Below are 16,130 nucleotides of genomic sequence, written 5' to 3' on the forward strand. Positions count from 1 at the left end.
AAAAGGCCCAATTGATGGCGGACGACAGAATTGAACTCTTTGTCGGACTGATCGAGTCCATCGACGCGCCGGGCGCGGTCGAGGCCTGTCGACGGCTGCTCTCGGTCGACGAACGGGTCCGGGCCGATCGCTTCATGTTCGAGCGGCATCGGCGGCAGTATATTTTCGCACATGCGATGCTGCGCCTGGCGCTGTCGCAGATCGCCTCCAACGTCGCGCCGTCCGACTGGTCCTTTGCAGCCGGCCGCTATGGGCGGCCGTTTGTCGCAGCACCCGCGACCTCGAGCGCGCTGCATTTCAGCCTGTCTCATGCCGACGGCTGCGTCGCCTGCGTCGTGTCGAGACATGAGTCCGTCGGCGTCGACGTCGAAACCGTGTCGCGGCGGGTGGCGCCGCTATCCACCGCGCTTCGCTTCTTTGCGCCGGAGGAGGTCGAAACGCTGCGCGGATTGCCCGAGCCCGCGGCGACCGAGCGCTTCTTCGACTATTGGACGCTCAAGGAAGCCTATCTGAAGGCCAGGGGCTTTGGGCTCAATCTGCCGCTCGACGCCTTCGCGATGCAGGTCTCGCGCGAGGCCATCGAGATCAGCTTCAAGCCCGATATCGCCGACGATCCCGACGGCTGGCGCTTCTCGCTGTGCTCGCCCTCACCCTCGCATCGCCTCGCGATCGCCGACGGCTCCCGTGCGGACGGTGGCCTTCCCATCAGCCGCAATGCCTGGCCGCTCCAGGAAGCGGCTGAATGACGCAGCCGCGGCTGCGCGTCTTTCCCGCGATTTCACGCAACCGCGACGCCGGAAAATATGTCGGCGAGTTGATGCGGGTGGCGCAGTTCGCCGACCGCAACGGATTCGCAGGCATATTGCTGTTCGAAGGCAACGACGTGTTCGTCGAGCCCTGGGCCATGGCCCAGCACGTCATGGCTGCGACGACGCGATCTTCGCCGCTGATCGCCGTCAATCCGGTCTACATGCACCCGTTCACGGCGGCGAAATTCGTCTCGTCCTTTGCCCAGCTTTACGGCCGCAAGGTCTATCTCAACATGATCACGGGGACCGCGGTCAGCGACTTGCAGGGGCTGGGCGACGACCAGTCGCATGCCGACCGCTATATCAGGCTCGGCGAATTCGTCGGGCTGATGCGGCAGTTGCTGGCAAGCCCGCGGCCGGTGAATTTCGAGGGCCGCTTCTACCGTGCGCACCATCTGCAGCTTCGCCCGCGCCTGCCGGCGGAGCTGATGCCCGAATTCCTGATCGCAGGCCAATCCGAGGCGGCCCAGCGCGTGGCGAAGGAGACCGGCTGCATCAAGATGCAGATGCTGCCGCCCGATCTCGATCGCGGCCTCAGCGTATCAGGCATGAATTTCGGCATCTTCGCCCGCGAGGGACGCGAGGAGGCGCGGCAGGCTGCGAAGCTACGTTTCCGCGACAACCCTGACGATCGCGAGCTGCTCGTGCTCACCGTCGAGAACAGCGACTCCGTGTGGAAGCGGCACCTGTACGAGGGACAGACCGGCGAACTTCAGGACAATGGCTACTGGCTGCTGCCGTTCCTGACCTTCCAGGCCGACTGCCCCTATCTCGTCGGCAGCTACCGGGAGATCGGCGCGAAGCTGAAGGACTTTGCGGCCAAGGGGCTCACCACTGTCATGCTCGACATGGTCGCGGACGAGGCCGAGATGCAGCACGTCTGCATGGCGCTCGCGGCGAGCGGGATGTTTTGAGGATCCTGTGCCTCCACATCGTCATTGCGAGGAGCCCTTGCGACGAAGCAATCCAGACTGGTGCCGCGGAAAGATTCTGGATTGCTTCGCTTCGCTCGCACTGACGGAGGATGGCGGTCTATTCGGCGAACCTCACCGCGCCTCTTCAAATCCGGCCAGCACCGAGGTCAGGTTCGCGCCCAGAATATCCGAGAGATAACCGCCCTCCTGCACGAACACGGTCGGCAGGCCCATCCTGGCGATGGCCTGGCCGATGCGCCGGAAGCCAGGCGTGGTGACGGCCAATCCCTTGAGCGGATCGTGCTCGGAGGCGTCCAGGCCGAGCGCGATAACGAGGGCACCGGGAGCAAAGGACTCGATCACCTTGCGCGCGACGTCCATCGCCTGGATGTAGCCGTCATCACCGGTGCCGATGGCGAGGGGAATGTTGAGATTGGTGCCGAGGCCGGGTCCCTCGCCGCGCTCATGGGCATAGCCCCACACATAGGGATAGTAGGCGATGGGATCGGCGTGGATCGACACCGTGTAGACGTCGGGCCGGGCGTCGAAGATGCCTTGCGTGCCGTTGCCGTGATGGACGTCGACGTCGAGGATCACCACGCGCTCGTGCTTCTGCCGCAGATGCGCCGCCGCGATCGCGCTGTTGTTGAGGAAGCAGAAGCCGCCGGCCATGTCGCGATAGGCGTGATGGCCGGGCGGACGGCAAAGCGCATAGGTCGCATCTTCACCATCCATCACCATCTGCGCGGCAGTGACCGCAACGTCGGTCGCAGCACAGGCCGCAGCCCAAGTGCCCGGACCGATCGGCGCCGCGGTGTCGGCGGTGTGCCAGCCGAGCTTGCCGACGATGTGGGTCGGGTAGGTCGCAGCGTGGCGCACCGGATGGATGTTGCCGATCATTTCGGGGCCGGAATCGCCGAGCGCGGTCCAGGCCTCCCAGGCTTCGCTCAGGAACGACAGATATTCCGGGCTGTGAATGCGCGCGCGAGGCCCCTGCCCGAATGTGGTCGGCTCGACCAATTGATGCTTGCCGTCCTTCAACCCCTTCAGCAGGCGGTCGGCGCGCTCCGGCTGCTCGGTGGTGCGTTTGACGACGCCGCGAACCAGGAAGAATTGCGGATCGTGGCTGCGGTGCAGTTCAGTATGGACGGCTTTCACTCAAACACTCCGTGGTCGCGTGCTCACAGACGTCTTGATCGCTGCGGCGGCCAGATGCAAGCAAGAAGAATGCCGTCTCGCCCTGCGGCGGAAGCAGATCGCCCTCGGCTCAGCAGCGTCCGCGCTGCAGACAGTGCTCGCGGCCCGGTTGATCGGTGCGGAAGGACTCGATGAAGCCACCCTGACGCTGGGTGACGAAGACGGTCTTGCCGTCGCTGCCGCCGAAGGCGAGATTGGTCGGCTCCTTGGCCTTCAGCGCGATCTCCCGCTCGACCGCGCCGTTCGGCTTCATCAGCGCAATCGTGCCCTTGAGAATGCGCGCGACATAGAGCCGGCCGATGACGTCCGTGCGCAGTCCGTCGACGGTGTCGGGCTGAAATGCCTTGACGAGCTTTGCGCCGGTGAGCTCGTTGCCATTGATCGCATAGGACCAGATCTGGCCGCTGCTGGATTCGCCGACATAAAGCGTCTTGCCGTCAGGGCTGAGATCGATGCCGTTGGTGGTGCCCATTGCGCGCGGCGCCGACATGATCTGCCCCTGCACCGTGCCGTCGGCGGCTTTCGCGATCCGCCAGATATGGCCTTCGCGGCCCTTCCAGTTCGGATCGCTCGCATAGATCGTGCCCTCGCGTGCAATCGTAATGTCGTTGGGCTGGTTCATCTCGTCGGAGTGAAACCAGAGAGACGGCTCGGTCGCCCCCTTCGCAATCGCGAAGATGTTGTGCTTCTTGTAATCGGCGATGAACATGGTGCCGCTGCGATCGAAGCGGATGGCGTTGCCGACACTGCCATCGGGCAGCGCCGTGAACGGCTCCGACGCGGTGGCGCCGGCTGGCAGCCGGCCGATGGTGCCGGGCTTGCCGAGATTGACCACGAACAAATTGCCGTCGAGGTCAGCCGCGGGGCCCTCGATGCCGAAGGTATATTCGCCGGGAGGCGTCACCTGCGCGCTCTCGAACAGCTTGGTCTCTGCCTGGGCGGATGCCGTCGCAACGGCGAGTAGGACGCTACTGCACAGGCACCAGAAATTCCTGCCGGATGTAATAGCCATCGCCGTCGGTGCACTCGCCATTCAAATAGGGATCGGCAGGCCGGAAGAATCGGCTGAAGCCGGGTTTGTCTACAGCGCTCCTTTGTGTCACGACAACGACCTTCGCAGCCGGTATTTCGCCGCATTCCTTGCTGGTTTTGCCAAAGAATTTGCGCTGCGGCGGGCCCGGCTTGATCCGCATCCGCGTGCCCGGAACCATTGTCGCGACGAGCAGATCCGCGGTGTCCAGCAGGCGTTTGTAGCCAGGCTCGGTCTTCGGCAGGCTCTCGCCGCCCGGCGGCATCAGCTTCTCCGCGCCGAGACCGCGCAGTCGCGTGCGCAGCTTGCCGGCATCGGGATCGCCGGGATAGATCCAGCCGTCCTGCGACAGCATGAAGCGGAGCACCGCCGCGTCCTTCTCCGCCTCCGATTGGCCGCCCTTCAAACCGAAATCGGAATGGCAGCCGACGCAATGCTTCTCGACGAGGCCTTTGCGCAGCGTGGTCAGCCGGGCGCTGTTCTGCGCATCCCCGGCGACGAAGGCCGCGAGCTGATTGATCATCGCCTGGCTGCGCATGTCGCACGGCAGCGGCTGTGGCGGATCACCCGCGGCACGATCGATGCGGATCACCGTCCGGTTCTTGTCCTCGACCAGCCAGATCGCGCCGTCTTCCGCGACCGTCATGCCGACCGGCGCACCTTGCGGCCGCGTGCCGTTGACGCGGTGCCAGCCTGCGATCAGCTCGTCGAACGGCGCGGCGGCGACCTCGCCGGCGTCTGTCTGAAAGCTGCGCGCCGGATCGGCGGCGCAATTGACGTGGTAGCGCACCGGCGCCGGGGACGGCTTGGGGAAACCGCGATCGTCGACGTCGTAGACGAGGACACGGCTGCCGGTCGGACGATAGCCGTGGAGGCCGACCAGTAGCTTGCCCTCCAGCTCCGGAAATTTGCCACCGTGATAATAGAGCATCGCGAGCGGCGCGCCGTGCGGCGGCATCAGCGAGAGCGGCGGCTTGTAGAGCGCGTTGGCCGTGCAGAGCGATTTGTAGAGCCCACCTTGCAGCACGTTCCTGAATTCCGGGCTCGGCGTCGACAGATCGTAGCAATAGGGCCAGCCATAATGCCTGCCCTGCTCGATCGCGTTGATCTCCTCGTTCGGCTTGAAGATGTCGGGCAAGTCGCGGCTGTTCTCGCCCTGCAGGAAGGCGTAGCCGGCCTCGGGAAACTTCGGATGCAGCGCCAGCGCCATCGAGTTGCGCAAGCCCCGCGCATAGACGGTGTGCGGCGGATCGGCATCGCCAGGCTTCAGCGCCGGGAAGACGCCACCCGTGGGCGGCGTGAACAGCCAGATCGCTGCCATCGCGGAAGCGCCCTCGGCCGTCGCGCAAGGCTTTGTGATCGGCGCCGGCGTGATGCAGTCGTCGCTGTGCGAGCCGACATTGACGAATAGCCGCCCGTTACTGTCGAAGACAAACTGCTTGAGCGGATGCGCGCTCTCCTGGAGCCTTGTCCCGTCGGGCAGCGTGATCCGGCGGCCAGGCATATGACGGATGATGGTCTCGACCGTGCCGCGCGGATTGTCGGCGAGCGGGTCGAACCGGAAGATGGTCTCGGCGGTCGAGGCGTAGAGCTTTTTGTCCGGGCCGATGGCCAGGCCGAACGGATATTCGATTCCCGTCAGAAGCTCCCTGAACCGTTGGCCCTGGGCCGCGCGCGGGTCGAGCAGCAGCAGCCGTCCGTCGGTGTGGCCCCAGCCGCCCATGTCGGCCACCACGAGCAGCTCCCGGCCCGGCACCTGGACGATCGCGCGCGGGAATTTCAGGCCATCCTCTTCGCTGGCGACGAGGCCGGCGCAAAATCCGGCCTTCATGTCGATCTGGATCCTGGGAAAAGCGAGATCGCCATTGCCGCAGGTTTCCGCGCCGACCGCATAGCCGCTGCGGCGGAGCGGCTCCGATGACGCCGCCGAGGCGAGCCCAAGCAGGACCGCCAACATCCCCGCACATGCGCGCAGGCTTCGGCGTCCACGCCTGGATGTGAAGTAGCTCACGGCGGCCCCCAAGATTTCCCGCGAAACAGCTGTTTCACGCCGTCCGAACGCCGTCCAGCCGAACATCACTCGCCTGTGATTAAACCTGTAACGACCTCTGAGCCGACCAATATCCGTAGATTCCCTTACCGGGCTCGACCCGAATGTTTCGCGAAGGCTTCGGGTGGTATCGATTTGCCATCCAAGTTACTCCCGCCAGGAGGCGCATATGGTCCAGGTCTATTTTCACTGCTCCAACACCGAGGGCACGCTGATCGACCGCTACGGCGCCGCCGTCTCCAATCTCACGGAGGCGCGCGACCGTGCCTCCCAGATCATGAATTCGATGATCCAGACGCCCGGCGCTGAAGACTGGCGCGATTGGGTGATCCATGTCAGCGGCTCCGACGGCGAGGATCTGTTCGATCTTCCCTTCACCGCCATGCTCGGCAAGCCGCATTGAGGTGATGTCATGTTGCTCGCTTCACTGAGCCTGTTCCGCCAGCCCGTGAACTTCGTCGCCGCCAAATGGCAGACGCTGATCAGGGTCGCGGGCGACCCCTACCGCCCGGAGCTGCACTACATGCGCGGGCCGGGCCCCAAATGGCGCGCCAAGTATCAGGCCAGCCGGCTGAACCGCTCGCTCTGAGCGCTGAGGCCTCGCGGCTTCCAATCTCCGTCTCTCCTTCGTCATGGCCGGGCTTGTCCCGGCCATCTACGTTTTTGGGGCGTGGGCCAAAGACGGATGCCCGAGGCAAGCCCTGGCATGACGAGCAGGGCAAGCGTGCCCCACCTCACCCCCCCGTAAACTTCGCCTTGCGCTTCTCCACGAAGGCGCTGCGCCCCTCGACGGCGTCGGCGCTCTTGCGGATCACCGCCTGGAGTTCGATCTCGCGGCGGAACTGCGCCTCGTAGGTCGCATGCTCGCTCTCCTCGACGAGCAGGCGCGTTGCCACCAAAGCGCGGGTCGGTCCCTCGGCGAGGCGGCGCGCCAGACCCAGCGCCTCGTCCATCAGCTTTGCATCCTCGACGACCTGCCGCACCAGGCCGATCTCCTGGGCGCGTTCGGCCGTCAGCGGCTCGTTCAGCAGCATCAGCTCGAGGGCGCGCTGGCGGCCGATCAGCCGCGGCAACAGCCAGGTCGAGCCGAGATCCGGCACCAGCGCGATGCGGCTGAACACCTGGATGAAGCTCGCCGACCGCGCCGCCACGATCATGTCGCCGGCCATCGCCAGGCTGAAGCCGCCGCCGGCCGCGACGCCATTGACGGCGACGACGACGGGCACGCGGCATTCGCGCAGCGCCTTGAAGGCGGGCCAGTAGAACCTCATGACGCCGGCAGCAAGATCCTCACCCAGCGCTTCCGAGGCCTTCAAATTCTGTCCTGAGCAAAAACCGCGCCCCGCCCCGGTGAGGATCAGGGCTCGAATACCCTCGTCCTGCGACATCTCGCCGATGGCGGCGGCGAGCGCACCGAGCAGGTCCGGCGTCATCGCATTCAGGCTCGCCGGCTCGTCCAGCGTCAGGATTCCGACCGCGCCATCCCGCGCCTGTTTCACACCAGCCATGTCGCGTCTCCCTTTGGATTTTCTCGTTGGCGGCAATGTGCCATCCTTCGCAGGCCCCGCCAATGCTGAGCTTCCGCGCCAGCACAGCAACGCCAGAACAACAGAGATCAAGACGACATCATGCCTCATCAGTTCAGCCTCAACCAAACCGTCCGCAAACCCGCCGTCAGCTCCAAGGGCGGCATCGTCGCCTCGCAATCGCGGCGGGCGGCCGAAGTGGGCGCGCAGGTGCTGGCGGCGGGCGGCGACTGCGTGGACGCGATCGTCGCAACCACCATGGCGCTGAACGTGCTGGAGCCCTGGAATAGCGGCATCGGCGGCGGCGGTGCGATGGTGCTCTACCGTGCCAAGGAAAATCATTACGAGGTGATCGACTACGGCATGTGTGCGCCGCAGAGCCTGCGCGTTGCCGACTATCCGCTCAGCGGCGAAGGCGCGGCCTCCGATCTCTTCCCCTGGCCGCGGGTGAAGGACGATCGCAACATCCACGGCCCCGGCTCGATCGCCGTGCCCGGCGTCGTCGCCGGGATGGAAGAGGCGCATCGCCGCTACGCCAAAATGCCGTGGAAGGATCTGGTCGCGCCGGCAGCCGCGCTCGCCGGCGAGGGCCTGCTGGTCGATTGGTGGACCACGGTGACGATCTCGGGTTCGGCCGCCGATCTCAGGCGCTATCCCGCCAGCGCGGCGGCGTTCCTGAAGGATGGGCTGCCGCCGAGCGCGCCATGGGGCATCAAGGCCGAGACGCGACTGCCGCAGGACACGCTGAAAGCGACGCTGTCGCATCTCGCCGAGGCCGGACCGCGCGATTTCTACCAGGGCGATCTCGCCAGGAGCATCGCCTCCGACATCAAGGCCGATGGCGGTTCGCTGTCGGTCGAGGACCTCGCCGCCTTCCGCGCGCATCTGCGCGAGCCGCTGGCGATCCCGTATCGCGGCGGCAAGGTCTATGCGACGCCTGAGCTCACGGCCGGGCCCACCATGGCGCACGCGCTGCGCCTGTTGCAGCAGAGCTTGACGCCGGCAAGCGCGCCGGACGCGGCTGCCTATGTCGAATATGCGCTCGCTCTGCAGGCGGCCTTCCGCGAGCGGCTCAAGGACATGGGCGATGCCGACGGCAAACGCTCGCTCGGCGCCGAATATCTCGCACCCGCCTGCACCACGCATTTCTCCGTGGTCGACCGCCACGGCAACATCGCCGCGGTGACGCAGACGCTGCTCTCCTCGTTCGGCTCGAGATATGTGACGCCGCACACCGGCATCGCCATGAACAACGGCATCATGTGGTTCGATCCGACGCCGGGCACCACCAATTCGCTCGCGCCCGGCAAGCGCTGTCTCTGCAACTACACGCCCGTCATCGCCGAGACTAAGGACGGCAAGCGGCTCGCGGTCGGCGCCTCCGGCGGCCGCCGCATCCTGCCCTCGGTGATGCAGCTCGTCTCCTTCGCAATGGATTTCGGCATGGACCTCGATGCCGCCATCCACCAGCCGCGCATCGACGCCAGCGAGGGCGCGGTGGTGATCGGGGACGCTCGCTTGCCGGAGGACGTGCGCAAGACGCTGGGCTCGCGTTTCGACTATGAAGAGACCCGCGTGCAGACCTTACCGCAGAAATTCGCCTGCCCGAGCGTGGTGATGCGCGAGGGCGACACGAATTTTGGTGCGGTCGAGATCTTCCAGCCCTGGGCCGACGCGGTGGCGGAAGCCTGAGCGCATCGATCAATGCGGGAATGTGCCAGCGCGCGTTGAGCTCTCGCGCGATTACGCATCTGCGCGAGCGTCACGACTCCTCCACATTCGCAGGGAACTTACCTACCGGCCGTTCGTTGATTGAACGGACAAGTGCGCTCGCCCCAGTGGAGGACATATGAAGAAACTTGCGCTCGCCGCGTCGCTGATCCTTGCAGCCGGATTCACATTCACCAGTCCTGCCCTGGCCAAGGGCGGGCATGGTGGTGGACATGGGCACGGCCATGGTCATGGTCATTCGATGGGCCATCATTACCACGGCTCACCACCCGGATGGTCGCGCGGACGCAAGGTCGGCTGGCGCGGTCACGGGTGCCCGCCCGGCCTGTGGAAACAGGGCCGCTGCTGACGTCCTATATCTATCTATGATGCAAGGCGTCGCTCCTGGACCGGGCGGCGCCTTCTTCACATGCCGAGCCGGTCCCGTATGCGGCCGGCGATCACGGCGGTCGTCACACCCATCGGCCAGAAGGCGTGCATCGGGATCGGCTTGATGCCCGTGATGGGCATGTCGATCTCCGCCTTGGCGCCGCCGATCAGCCGACGCGCGAGCTGCGCGCCCATCGCGGTCGCGAGCGCGACGCCGCGGCCGTTGCAGCCGAGCGAGATCAGGATGCCTTCGGCCGGCTCATGCACATGGGGGTAATGATCCCCGGTGATGGCGAGACGGCTATTCCAACCGTGAGTCCAGGCAACGCCTTTCAACTGCGGCCATAGCCGCTCGGCATAGCGCATGAGATAGGCGACGTCGTACGGCGACTTGATCCAGCGCATCGGGCCGCGGCCGCCCATCAAGAGGCGATTGTGCTGATCGATGCGGTAATACACCGTGATGTGGCCGCTCTCGTAGAGCACGGACCGCGTCGGCATGATCGCGCGGGCCACCGTATCGGAGAGCGGCGCCGTGGCCGCGATCGAGGAAAACACCGGCACGATTGTGCGGCGGAGCGCCGGCCAGAGATCGTCGGTAAAACCGTTGGTGGCGAGCAGGACCTTGTCGGCATGAACCACCGCCCGCGGCGTCTCGATGCGCCAGCGGCTGCCATCGCGGCGCAGCGACAGCGCCGGCGTCTCGCCATGCACCTTCGCGCCGGCCGAGACCGCCGCACGCGCGAGACCACGGGCGTAACTGAGCGGATGCAGATCGCCGCCGCGCGCATCCAGCATGGCGCCGATGTAGCGGTCGGTGCCGGTCATCTCGCGGAGCTGCTCGCGGTTCAGATAGGTCACTGGCATGCCGCGGCGGATGCATTGCTGAGCGGTCGTCTTGATCGCGGCAGCGCTGGCCTCGTGATAGGCCGCGCGCAGCGTACCGTTCTGACGTGCCTCGCACGGGATCTGGTAGCGGCGGATCAGATCGTGCGTGAAATTCGTGGTGCCGTAAGAGAACTCGATCATACGGCGGCCGAGGTCTGCGCCGAAGTCCGCCTCGATCTGATCAGGATCGTGCTTCAGGCCGGGATTGGTGTGGCCGCCATTGTTGCCGGACGCGCCCCAACCCGGCTCCTGCGCCTCCAGCACCAGCGCCTCGACACCCTGCTCCGCCAGATGCAACGCCGTGGACAGGCCGGTGTAACCACCGCCGACGATCGCGACCGAAACATTCCTGTCCGTATCGAGCGGCGGCGTGGCGGCCGGCGCAACGGCGGTGTCGGCATAGAGCGAGGGCGGCAGAGGCAGGCGCGCAGGCATGGCAAAGACCAATCAAAGCGGATGCAGCACACGCCGCAAAAAATCCTGCGTGCGCGGATGCTGGGGCTGGTTGAGCAGCGCCTTGGCCGGCCCCTGCTCGACGATGACGCCGCCGTCAATGAACAGCACGCGGTCGGCGACGTCGCGGGCAAAGCCCATCTCGTGAGTGACGACGACCATGGTCATGCCGTCGTCGGCGAGCTTGCGCATCACGCCGAGCACGTCGCCGACGAGTTCGGGATCGAGCGCCGAGGTCGGTTCGTCGAACAGGATCGCCTTGGGCTGCATGGCGAGCGCCCGCGCGATCGCAACGCGCTGCTGCTGGCCGCCGGAGAGCTGCGGCGGATGCGCATCGGCCTTCTCGGCAAGCCCGACCTGGGCAAGCAATGCGCGGCCGCGCTCCAGCGCCCGGGCACGCGGCTCCTTCTTCACGAAGAGCGGCCCCTCGATCACGTTCTCCAGCGCCGTCCGGTGCGGAAACAAATTGAAGCGCTGGAACACCATCGAGACCTGGGTGCGGATGTTCACGATCGACGGCGCATCGCGATCGACTTTCAGGCCCTCAACGCTGATCTCGCCGCGGTCGTAACTTTCGAGCCCGTTGATGCAGCGCAGGATGGTGGACTTGCCGGAGCCGGAGGGACCGACGATGCAGACCACCTCGCCCTTCTGCACGGAGGCCGTGATGCCCTTGAGCACCTCGTTCTCGCCAAAGCTCTTGTGGACGTCGTTCAGCTCGATCATCGCTTGCCGGCCCGCTTCTCGAAGTGACGAACCAGCAGGATCAGCGGAATGCTCATGGTGAGATACATCAGCGCAACAAGCGTGAACACGCTGGTGTTCTTGAAGGTCGAGGACGCGATCAGCTTGCCCTGCAACGCGAGCTCGGCGACCGTGATGGTGGAGGCCTGCGAAGAGTCCTTCAGCATCATGATCATGACGTTGCCGTAAGGCGGCAGCACGATGCGCACCGCCTGCGGCAGCACCACGCGGCGCATGGTTAGCCACCAGCCCATGCCGATCGACTGCGCCGCCTCGATCTGGCCCTTGTCGATCGCCTCGATGCCGGCGCGGAAGTTTTCCGCCTGATAGGCCGAATAGGCGATGCCGAGCCCGAGGATCGCAGCCTGCAAGGCTGACAGCGTGACGCCGAGATCGGGCATCACGAAGTAGAGATAGAACAAGAGCACGATGATCGGGATGCCGCGGATCACATTGATCAGGCTGGCGCTGATCATCGACAGCACCTTGATGCCGGAGACCCGCATCATCGCCCAGATCAGGCCGAGCACCGTCGAGAGCAGCAGCGAGCCCACGGTGACGACGATCGTCAGCGCGACGCCGTTCATCAGGATCGGGAAGAACTCGACGGCGTCGCGCCAGAAGCCTTTCATCGGGCAGCCTTCATCGATCCGAATTTATCGATCAGCCCTGGGCCTTCAGGCCCCATTTATCGAGGATCTTGTCGATGGTGCCGTTTGCCTTCAGCTTGGCCAGCGAGGCGTTGATCTTGCCGAGCAGCGCGCTCTCGCCCTTGCGCACGCCGATGCCGACCGAGCCGACGGTGACGGGCTTGTAACCATCGACGAGCCGCACCTCGGGGAAGCCACCCTGCTTCAGATTGTAGGCGAGGATCGGATAATCGGCGTAGCCGGCCTTGAGGCGACCGGTGTTCACGTCGCGCAGGATGTCCGGAATGGTGTCGTAGGCCTTCACGTCGGCGAACAGGCCGGACTTCTTCAGCGCATCGACGAAGGCGGTGCCTACTTGCGCGCCGACGGTCTCGCCCTTGAGGTCGTCCTGCGTAGCGTAGGCCTTGGTGTCGGTCTTCGGCACCACCAGGCCTTCGCCGTAAGTGTAGATCGGATCGGAGAAATCGACGACTTCCTTGCGCGGTGCGGTAATGAACATCGCGGCGGCGATGATGTCGATCTTGCTCGAGGTCAGCGACGGGATCAGCGCCGAGAATTGCATCGGCTCGATCTGCACATTGAAGCCGGCATCCTTGCCCACCTCGGTGACGAGATCGACCATGATGCCCTGGATGGTGTTGGTCTTGGTGTCGAGGAAGGTGAAGGGAATACCCGTCGGGGTCGAGCCGACCTTCAGCACCTGCTGCGCCGAAGCGGGCGCCACGGCTATCAGTGCGAGCGCCGCGACCGCGGCCAGACCAAAACGCTTCATCGCATCCCCCTTTGGGTCTGGCCGATGGCGGCGCTCGCGGGTGTCATGATCAGACGTTGCGAGCCGAGCCGTTTCGGCCTATTTTCACCAATATGAAAATTTGGTCACACTTTCGCGGATGATGCAAGTGGTTTTCATGCACATGAAGGAAGCGGTTTGACGTGAGCGGTGGCAAAAGAATGCGCAGACCGGCCGCGATAAAGCCGGTGAAGAGGGTGAAGACCAAAGCCGTCGCCAAATCCGCCGAGCCCGCGATGGACGTCGCGGTCGGCCGCCGTATCCGGGATCTCCGGCGCGGCAGGCAATTCTCGCTGGAAACGGTCGCGGCGCGCACGGACCTGTCGATCGGCTTTCTCAGCCAGATCGAGCGCGGCCTGTCGTCACCATCGCTGCGCGTGCTGGCGACGCTCGCCGACGTGCTCGGCGTCGGCATCGCTGCATTGTTCGGCGCGAGCCCGAGCGCCGACGGCGCCTCCGATCAGGTGGTGACGCGCGGGCTGCAGCGGCCCGAACTGAAGCTCTGGCGCACCGGCGTCTCCAAGCAATTGCTCAGCCCGGCGAGCGCCGACAACCGGCTCAATCTGTTCCTGGTGCATCTGGAGCCCGGCGGCTCCACTGGCGACGAGCTCTACACCCATGACGGCGAAGAGGCCGGCCTCGTGCTCGAAGGCGAGATGATGCTGACGGTGGACAGCGAGACCTGGTCGCTGAAGACCGGCGACAGCTTTCGCTTTGCCAGCCGCCGGCCACACCGGTTTTCCAATCCGGCGCAGGATGCCAAGGCCATGGTGCTGTGGGTGAATTGCGTGACGGGGGCGGGGTAGTTTGCCGGCACGCCGTCTGCTGGCATGATGTGAAGGCATTCTGCAGGACGAAGGGCCTCGTCGATGGATGACCTCATCATCGCTGCGATCCAGCGACGGCTGAAGACAAACCCAACCGATCTGGGCCGACCTCCGCGCGCGGCATTAATCCCCGCAAGGCAGGCGACATTGCCTCCGACGAAGAGCATCTTCGTTTCCGGCTGCCACCCCTGTTGAAACGAATGTATGCAGATATCGGCAATGGAGGTTTTGGCCCCGGATACGGGCTCATTGGATTGACCAAAGGCGTTCCCGACGATACCGGCAAGACCGCTGTTGCGATCTACGACGTATTTCGGAGTGCGCCAGAGCTGGCTTGGCCGGATGGCCTTCTGCCGATCTGCCATTGGGGATGCGCCATCTATTCGTGCGTCGATTGTCTCGACCCGGATTTCCGGATGCGGGTTTTCGATCCCAACGGTCATGATGGCGATGACTGGACCGACGCATTCTTCGAGGACGCTCCCAGTATCGAAGACTGGATTGGATCGTGGGCCTCTGGCGTCAATCTGTGGGACGCAATGTATGGCGACGAAGGCCATATCGCCCGGACCATATCTGCGCGCCGCAAGCGGCCTTGAGCCGGGCACCACCTAGTTTCCCGTCATCCTGAGGTGCGAGCGCAGCGAGCCTCGAAGGATGCACGGCCCCGATGGACCCGGGCCGTCGCCCTTCGAGGGCCGCTGAAGAAGCGGCCACCTCAGGGTGACGGTGATGGATTTTGGACGCGCGCTACCTCCACATCGCCATTGCGAGCGTAGCGAAGCAATCCAGACTGTCTCCACGGAGGGATACTGGATTGCTTCGTCGCAAAAGCTCCTCGCAATGCCGAACGGAGAAAGTCCTAGCCAAACCGGTGCTTATACCGGTCCACCGTCAGCGCACTCACGTCGATGTCCGGCTTCTTGCCCGACAGCATGTCCGCGAGCACGCGACCCGAACCGCAGGACATGGTCCAGCCGAGGGTGCCGTGGCCGGTGTTGAGGTGGAGGTTGGCGAATTGCGTCGGGCCGATCACGGGCGGGCCGTCCGGCGTCATCGGACGCAGGCCGCTCCAGAACGTCGCCTTGGCGAGATCGCCGCCGCGCGGAAACAGATCGGACAAGGAATGATCGAGCGTGGCGCGGCGCGCGTCGTAGAGCTTGTCCGAATAGCCCGAGATTTCGGCAGTGCCGCCGACCCGGATGCGATTGCCGAGCCGCGTGATCGCGACCTTGTAGCTCTCGTCCATCACGGTCGATTCCGGCGCGCCGGAGGCCTCCTTGATCGGCACCGTGATCGAATAGCCCTTCACCGGGTAGACCGGCAGGGGGATGCCGAGCGGCGCAACCAGCCGCGACGACCAGCTGCCGAGCGCGAGCACGTAAGCATCCGCCTGCAACATCCCGGCACTGGTCGCGACGCCGCTGACGCGCGCGCCGTCGGTGACGATGCGGTCGATCGAGGTGTTGAACATGAAGCGCACGCCGAGCGCCTCGGCATGCTTGGCCAGCGCCTGCGTGAACATGTGGCAGTCGCCGGTCTCGTCCTGCGGCAAGCGAAGTCCGCCGACGAACTTCTGCTTCACGCCGGCGAGTGCCGGCTCGACCGCGATGCAGCCCTCGCGACTCAGCACCTCGAAGGGCACGCCATATTGCTTGAGCACGGCGATGTCTTCGGCGGTGCCGTCGAGCTGGGCCTGGTAACGGAACAGCTGCAGCGTGCCTTGCGAGCGCTCGTCATACTGGATGCCGATGTCGCGGCGCAGATCGCGCAAGGAATCGCGGCTGTATTCCGCGATCGGGATCATCCGGCTCTTGTTGACGGCGTAACGCGCGCTGGTGCAATTGCGCAGCATCTTGAGCAGCCAGACCCACATCACGGGATCGAGCTTCGGCCGGACGACGAGCGGGCCGTGCTTCATCAGAAGCCACTTCACCGCCTTCACCGGCACGCCGGGGCCGGCCCAGGGCGAGGAATAGCCGGGCGACACTTCGCCGGCATTGGCGAAAGAGGTCTCCAGCGCCGGTTCGGGCTGACGGTCGACGACCGTCACCTCATGGCCGGCACGCGCAAGGTAGTAGGCAGAGGTGACACCGATGACACCGCTGCCGAGGATCAGAACTTTCACGCTTGGTCAAACTCCCGCGGCATC

Annotated in this window: 17 protein-coding genes; 8 read left to right on the top strand and 9 right to left on the bottom strand. The window is 65.1% G+C overall.

Features of this window, described 5'->3' with window-relative positions; genetic code table 11:
• Positions 1–14 precede the first annotated feature (14 nt).
• Together GGD65_RS26435 and GGD65_RS26440 are read left to right on the top strand one after the other, a co-directional pair.
• Positions 15–746: a 4'-phosphopantetheinyl transferase superfamily protein gene (locus GGD65_RS26435; RefSeq protein WP_018316960.1), complete on the top strand. Its 732-nt coding sequence runs from the start codon at positions 15–17 to the stop codon at positions 744–746.
• Positions 743–1,723 (top strand): LLM class flavin-dependent oxidoreductase, encoded by a 981-nt coding sequence (locus GGD65_RS26440; RefSeq protein ID WP_183237105.1) that lies wholly within the window; start codon positions 743–745, stop codon positions 1,721–1,723. Before GGD65_RS26435 ends, GGD65_RS26440 begins: the two co-directional genes overlap by 4 nt.
• Positions 1,724–1,855: 132 nt before the next feature.
• Here GGD65_RS26440 and GGD65_RS26445 read toward each other — a convergent pair whose 3' ends face one another.
• The 3 genes from GGD65_RS26445 to GGD65_RS26455 all read right to left on the bottom strand — a co-directional run bounded on the left by GGD65_RS26445 (position 1,856) and on the right by GGD65_RS26455 (position 5,907).
• Positions 1,856–2,881 carry a histone deacetylase family protein gene (locus GGD65_RS26445; protein ID WP_183237106.1) on the bottom strand — a complete coding sequence of 342 codons (1,026 nt, stop codon included), beginning with the start codon at positions 2,879–2,881 and terminating at the stop codon, positions 1,856–1,858.
• Positions 2,882–2,990: 109 nt separating this feature from the next.
• A complete protein-coding gene (locus GGD65_RS26450; RefSeq protein WP_183237107.1) occupies positions 2,991–3,932 on the bottom strand; it encodes an SMP-30/gluconolactonase/LRE family protein in 942 nt (313 codons plus the stop codon).
• Positions 3,889–5,907 carry a sorbosone dehydrogenase family protein gene (locus GGD65_RS26455; RefSeq protein ID WP_210317260.1) on the bottom strand — a complete coding sequence of 673 codons (2,019 nt, stop codon included), beginning with the start codon at positions 5,905–5,907 and terminating at the stop codon, positions 3,889–3,891. The genes GGD65_RS26450 and GGD65_RS26455 overlap by 44 nt, the downstream gene beginning before the upstream one ends.
• A 262-nt stretch (positions 5,908–6,169) precedes the next feature.
• On the opposite strand from GGD65_RS26455, the gene GGD65_RS26460 reads away from it, so the two are divergent.
• Together GGD65_RS26460 and GGD65_RS26465 are read left to right on the top strand one after the other, a co-directional pair.
• Positions 6,170–6,403, top strand: coding sequence for a DUF6894 family protein (locus GGD65_RS26460; RefSeq protein WP_018316955.1), 234 nt, complete (start codon positions 6,170–6,172; stop codon positions 6,401–6,403).
• Positions 6,404–6,412: 9 nt separating this feature from the next.
• Positions 6,413–6,589 carry a hypothetical protein gene (locus GGD65_RS26465; protein WP_018316954.1) on the top strand — a complete coding sequence of 59 codons (177 nt, stop codon included), beginning with the start codon at positions 6,413–6,415 and terminating at the stop codon, positions 6,587–6,589.
• A 145-nt stretch (positions 6,590–6,734) separates the two neighbouring features.
• On the opposite strand, the gene GGD65_RS26470 is transcribed toward GGD65_RS26465, so the two are convergent.
• The gene (locus tag GGD65_RS26470) at positions 6,735–7,508 is read right to left on the bottom strand and encodes an enoyl-CoA hydratase-related protein (protein WP_183237109.1); all 774 of its coding nucleotides are present in this window, start codon (positions 7,506–7,508) and stop codon (positions 6,735–6,737) included.
• Between the two features lie 120 nt (positions 7,509–7,628).
• Here GGD65_RS26470 and GGD65_RS26475 point away from each other — a divergent pair, with 120 nt between their 5' ends.
• Positions 7,629–9,218, top strand: a complete 1,590-nt coding sequence (locus tag GGD65_RS26475; RefSeq protein ID WP_183237110.1) for a gamma-glutamyltransferase family protein — start codon at positions 7,629–7,631, stop codon at positions 9,216–9,218.
• Positions 9,219–9,375: 157 nt separating this feature from the next.
• The gene (locus GGD65_RS40330) at positions 9,376–9,606 is read left to right on the top strand and encodes a hypothetical protein (protein WP_179734483.1); all 231 of its coding nucleotides are present in this window, start codon (positions 9,376–9,378) and stop codon (positions 9,604–9,606) included.
• A 56-nt stretch (positions 9,607–9,662) separates the two neighbouring features.
• Here GGD65_RS40330 and GGD65_RS26485 read toward each other — a convergent pair whose 3' ends face one another.
• Genes GGD65_RS26485 through GGD65_RS26500 form a run of 4 tightly spaced genes read right to left on the bottom strand, consistent with a single transcriptional unit; the run spans position 9,663 to position 13,133 of the window.
• Positions 9,663–10,949, bottom strand: coding sequence for an FAD-binding oxidoreductase (locus GGD65_RS26485; RefSeq protein WP_183237111.1), 1,287 nt, complete (start codon positions 10,947–10,949; stop codon positions 9,663–9,665).
• Positions 10,950–10,961: 12 nt separating this feature from the next.
• A complete protein-coding gene (locus GGD65_RS26490) occupies positions 10,962–11,693 on the bottom strand; it encodes an amino acid ABC transporter ATP-binding protein (RefSeq protein WP_018316950.1) in 732 nt (243 codons plus the stop codon).
• The gene (locus GGD65_RS26495; RefSeq protein ID WP_183237112.1) at positions 11,690–12,343 is read right to left on the bottom strand and encodes an amino acid ABC transporter permease; all 654 of its coding nucleotides are present in this window, start codon (positions 12,341–12,343) and stop codon (positions 11,690–11,692) included. Before GGD65_RS26495 ends, GGD65_RS26490 begins: the two co-directional genes overlap by 4 nt.
• A 31-nt stretch (positions 12,344–12,374) precedes the next feature.
• Complete coding sequence (locus GGD65_RS26500) at positions 12,375–13,133, bottom strand: ABC transporter substrate-binding protein (RefSeq protein WP_092253893.1); 759 nt, start codon at positions 13,131–13,133, stop codon at positions 12,375–12,377.
• 179 nt (positions 13,134–13,312) lie between these two features.
• Here GGD65_RS26500 and GGD65_RS26505 point away from each other — a divergent pair, with 179 nt between their 5' ends.
• Entirely contained in the window at positions 13,313–13,957 is a 645-nt protein-coding gene (locus GGD65_RS26505; RefSeq protein ID WP_183237113.1) for a helix-turn-helix domain-containing protein, read from the top strand.
• 221 nt (positions 13,958–14,178) lie between these two features.
• Positions 14,179–14,577, top strand: a complete 399-nt coding sequence (locus GGD65_RS40335) for an SMI1/KNR4 family protein (RefSeq protein ID WP_409362761.1) — start codon at positions 14,179–14,181, stop codon at positions 14,575–14,577.
• A gap of 263 nt (positions 14,578–14,840) precedes the next feature.
• Here GGD65_RS40335 and GGD65_RS26515 read toward each other — a convergent pair whose 3' ends face one another.
• Positions 14,841–16,106, bottom strand: a complete 1,266-nt coding sequence (locus tag GGD65_RS26515; protein ID WP_183237114.1) for a D-amino acid dehydrogenase — start codon at positions 16,104–16,106, stop codon at positions 14,841–14,843.
• Between the last annotated feature and the right edge of the window lie 24 nt (positions 16,107–16,130).

Source organism: Bradyrhizobium sp. CIR18 (genome assembly GCF_014198295.1).
Classification (GTDB): Bacteria; Pseudomonadota; Alphaproteobacteria; order Rhizobiales; family Xanthobacteraceae; genus Bradyrhizobium.

Bases quoted from the DNA above. Each gene is read 5' to 3' on its own strand.
- GGD65_RS26435 (WP_018316960.1), top strand. From the start codon at position 15: ATGGCGGACGACAGAATTGAACTCTTTGTCGGACTGATCGAGTCCATC.
- GGD65_RS26440 (WP_183237105.1), top strand. From the start codon at position 743: ATGACGCAGCCGCGGCTGCGCGTCTTTCCCGCGATTTCACGCAACCGC.
- GGD65_RS26450 (WP_183237107.1), bottom strand. From the start codon at position 3,932: ATGGCTATTACATCCGGCAGGAATTTCTGGTGCCTGTGCAGTAGCGTC.
- GGD65_RS26455 (WP_210317260.1), bottom strand. From the start codon at position 5,907: ATGTTGGCGGTCCTGCTTGGGCTCGCCTCGGCGGCGTCATCGGAGCCG.
- GGD65_RS26460 (WP_018316955.1), top strand. From the start codon at position 6,170: ATGGTCCAGGTCTATTTTCACTGCTCCAACACCGAGGGCACGCTGATC.
- GGD65_RS26465 (WP_018316954.1), top strand. From the start codon at position 6,413: ATGTTGCTCGCTTCACTGAGCCTGTTCCGCCAGCCCGTGAACTTCGTC.
- GGD65_RS26470 (WP_183237109.1), bottom strand. From the start codon at position 7,508: ATGGCTGGTGTGAAACAGGCGCGGGATGGCGCGGTCGGAATCCTGACG.
- GGD65_RS26475 (WP_183237110.1), top strand. From the start codon at position 7,629: ATGCCTCATCAGTTCAGCCTCAACCAAACCGTCCGCAAACCCGCCGTC.
- GGD65_RS40330 (WP_179734483.1), top strand. From the start codon at position 9,376: ATGAAGAAACTTGCGCTCGCCGCGTCGCTGATCCTTGCAGCCGGATTC.
- GGD65_RS26485 (WP_183237111.1), bottom strand. From the start codon at position 10,949: ATGCCTGCGCGCCTGCCTCTGCCGCCCTCGCTCTATGCCGACACCGCC.
- GGD65_RS26490 (WP_018316950.1), bottom strand. From the start codon at position 11,693: ATGATCGAGCTGAACGACGTCCACAAGAGCTTTGGCGAGAACGAGGTG.
- GGD65_RS26495 (WP_183237112.1), bottom strand. From the start codon at position 12,343: ATGAAAGGCTTCTGGCGCGACGCCGTCGAGTTCTTCCCGATCCTGATG.
- GGD65_RS26500 (WP_092253893.1), bottom strand. From the start codon at position 13,133: ATGAAGCGTTTTGGTCTGGCCGCGGTCGCGGCGCTCGCACTGATAGCC.
- GGD65_RS26505 (WP_183237113.1), top strand. From the start codon at position 13,313: ATGCGCAGACCGGCCGCGATAAAGCCGGTGAAGAGGGTGAAGACCAAA.
- GGD65_RS40335 (WP_409362761.1), top strand. From the start codon at position 14,179: ATGTATGCAGATATCGGCAATGGAGGTTTTGGCCCCGGATACGGGCTC.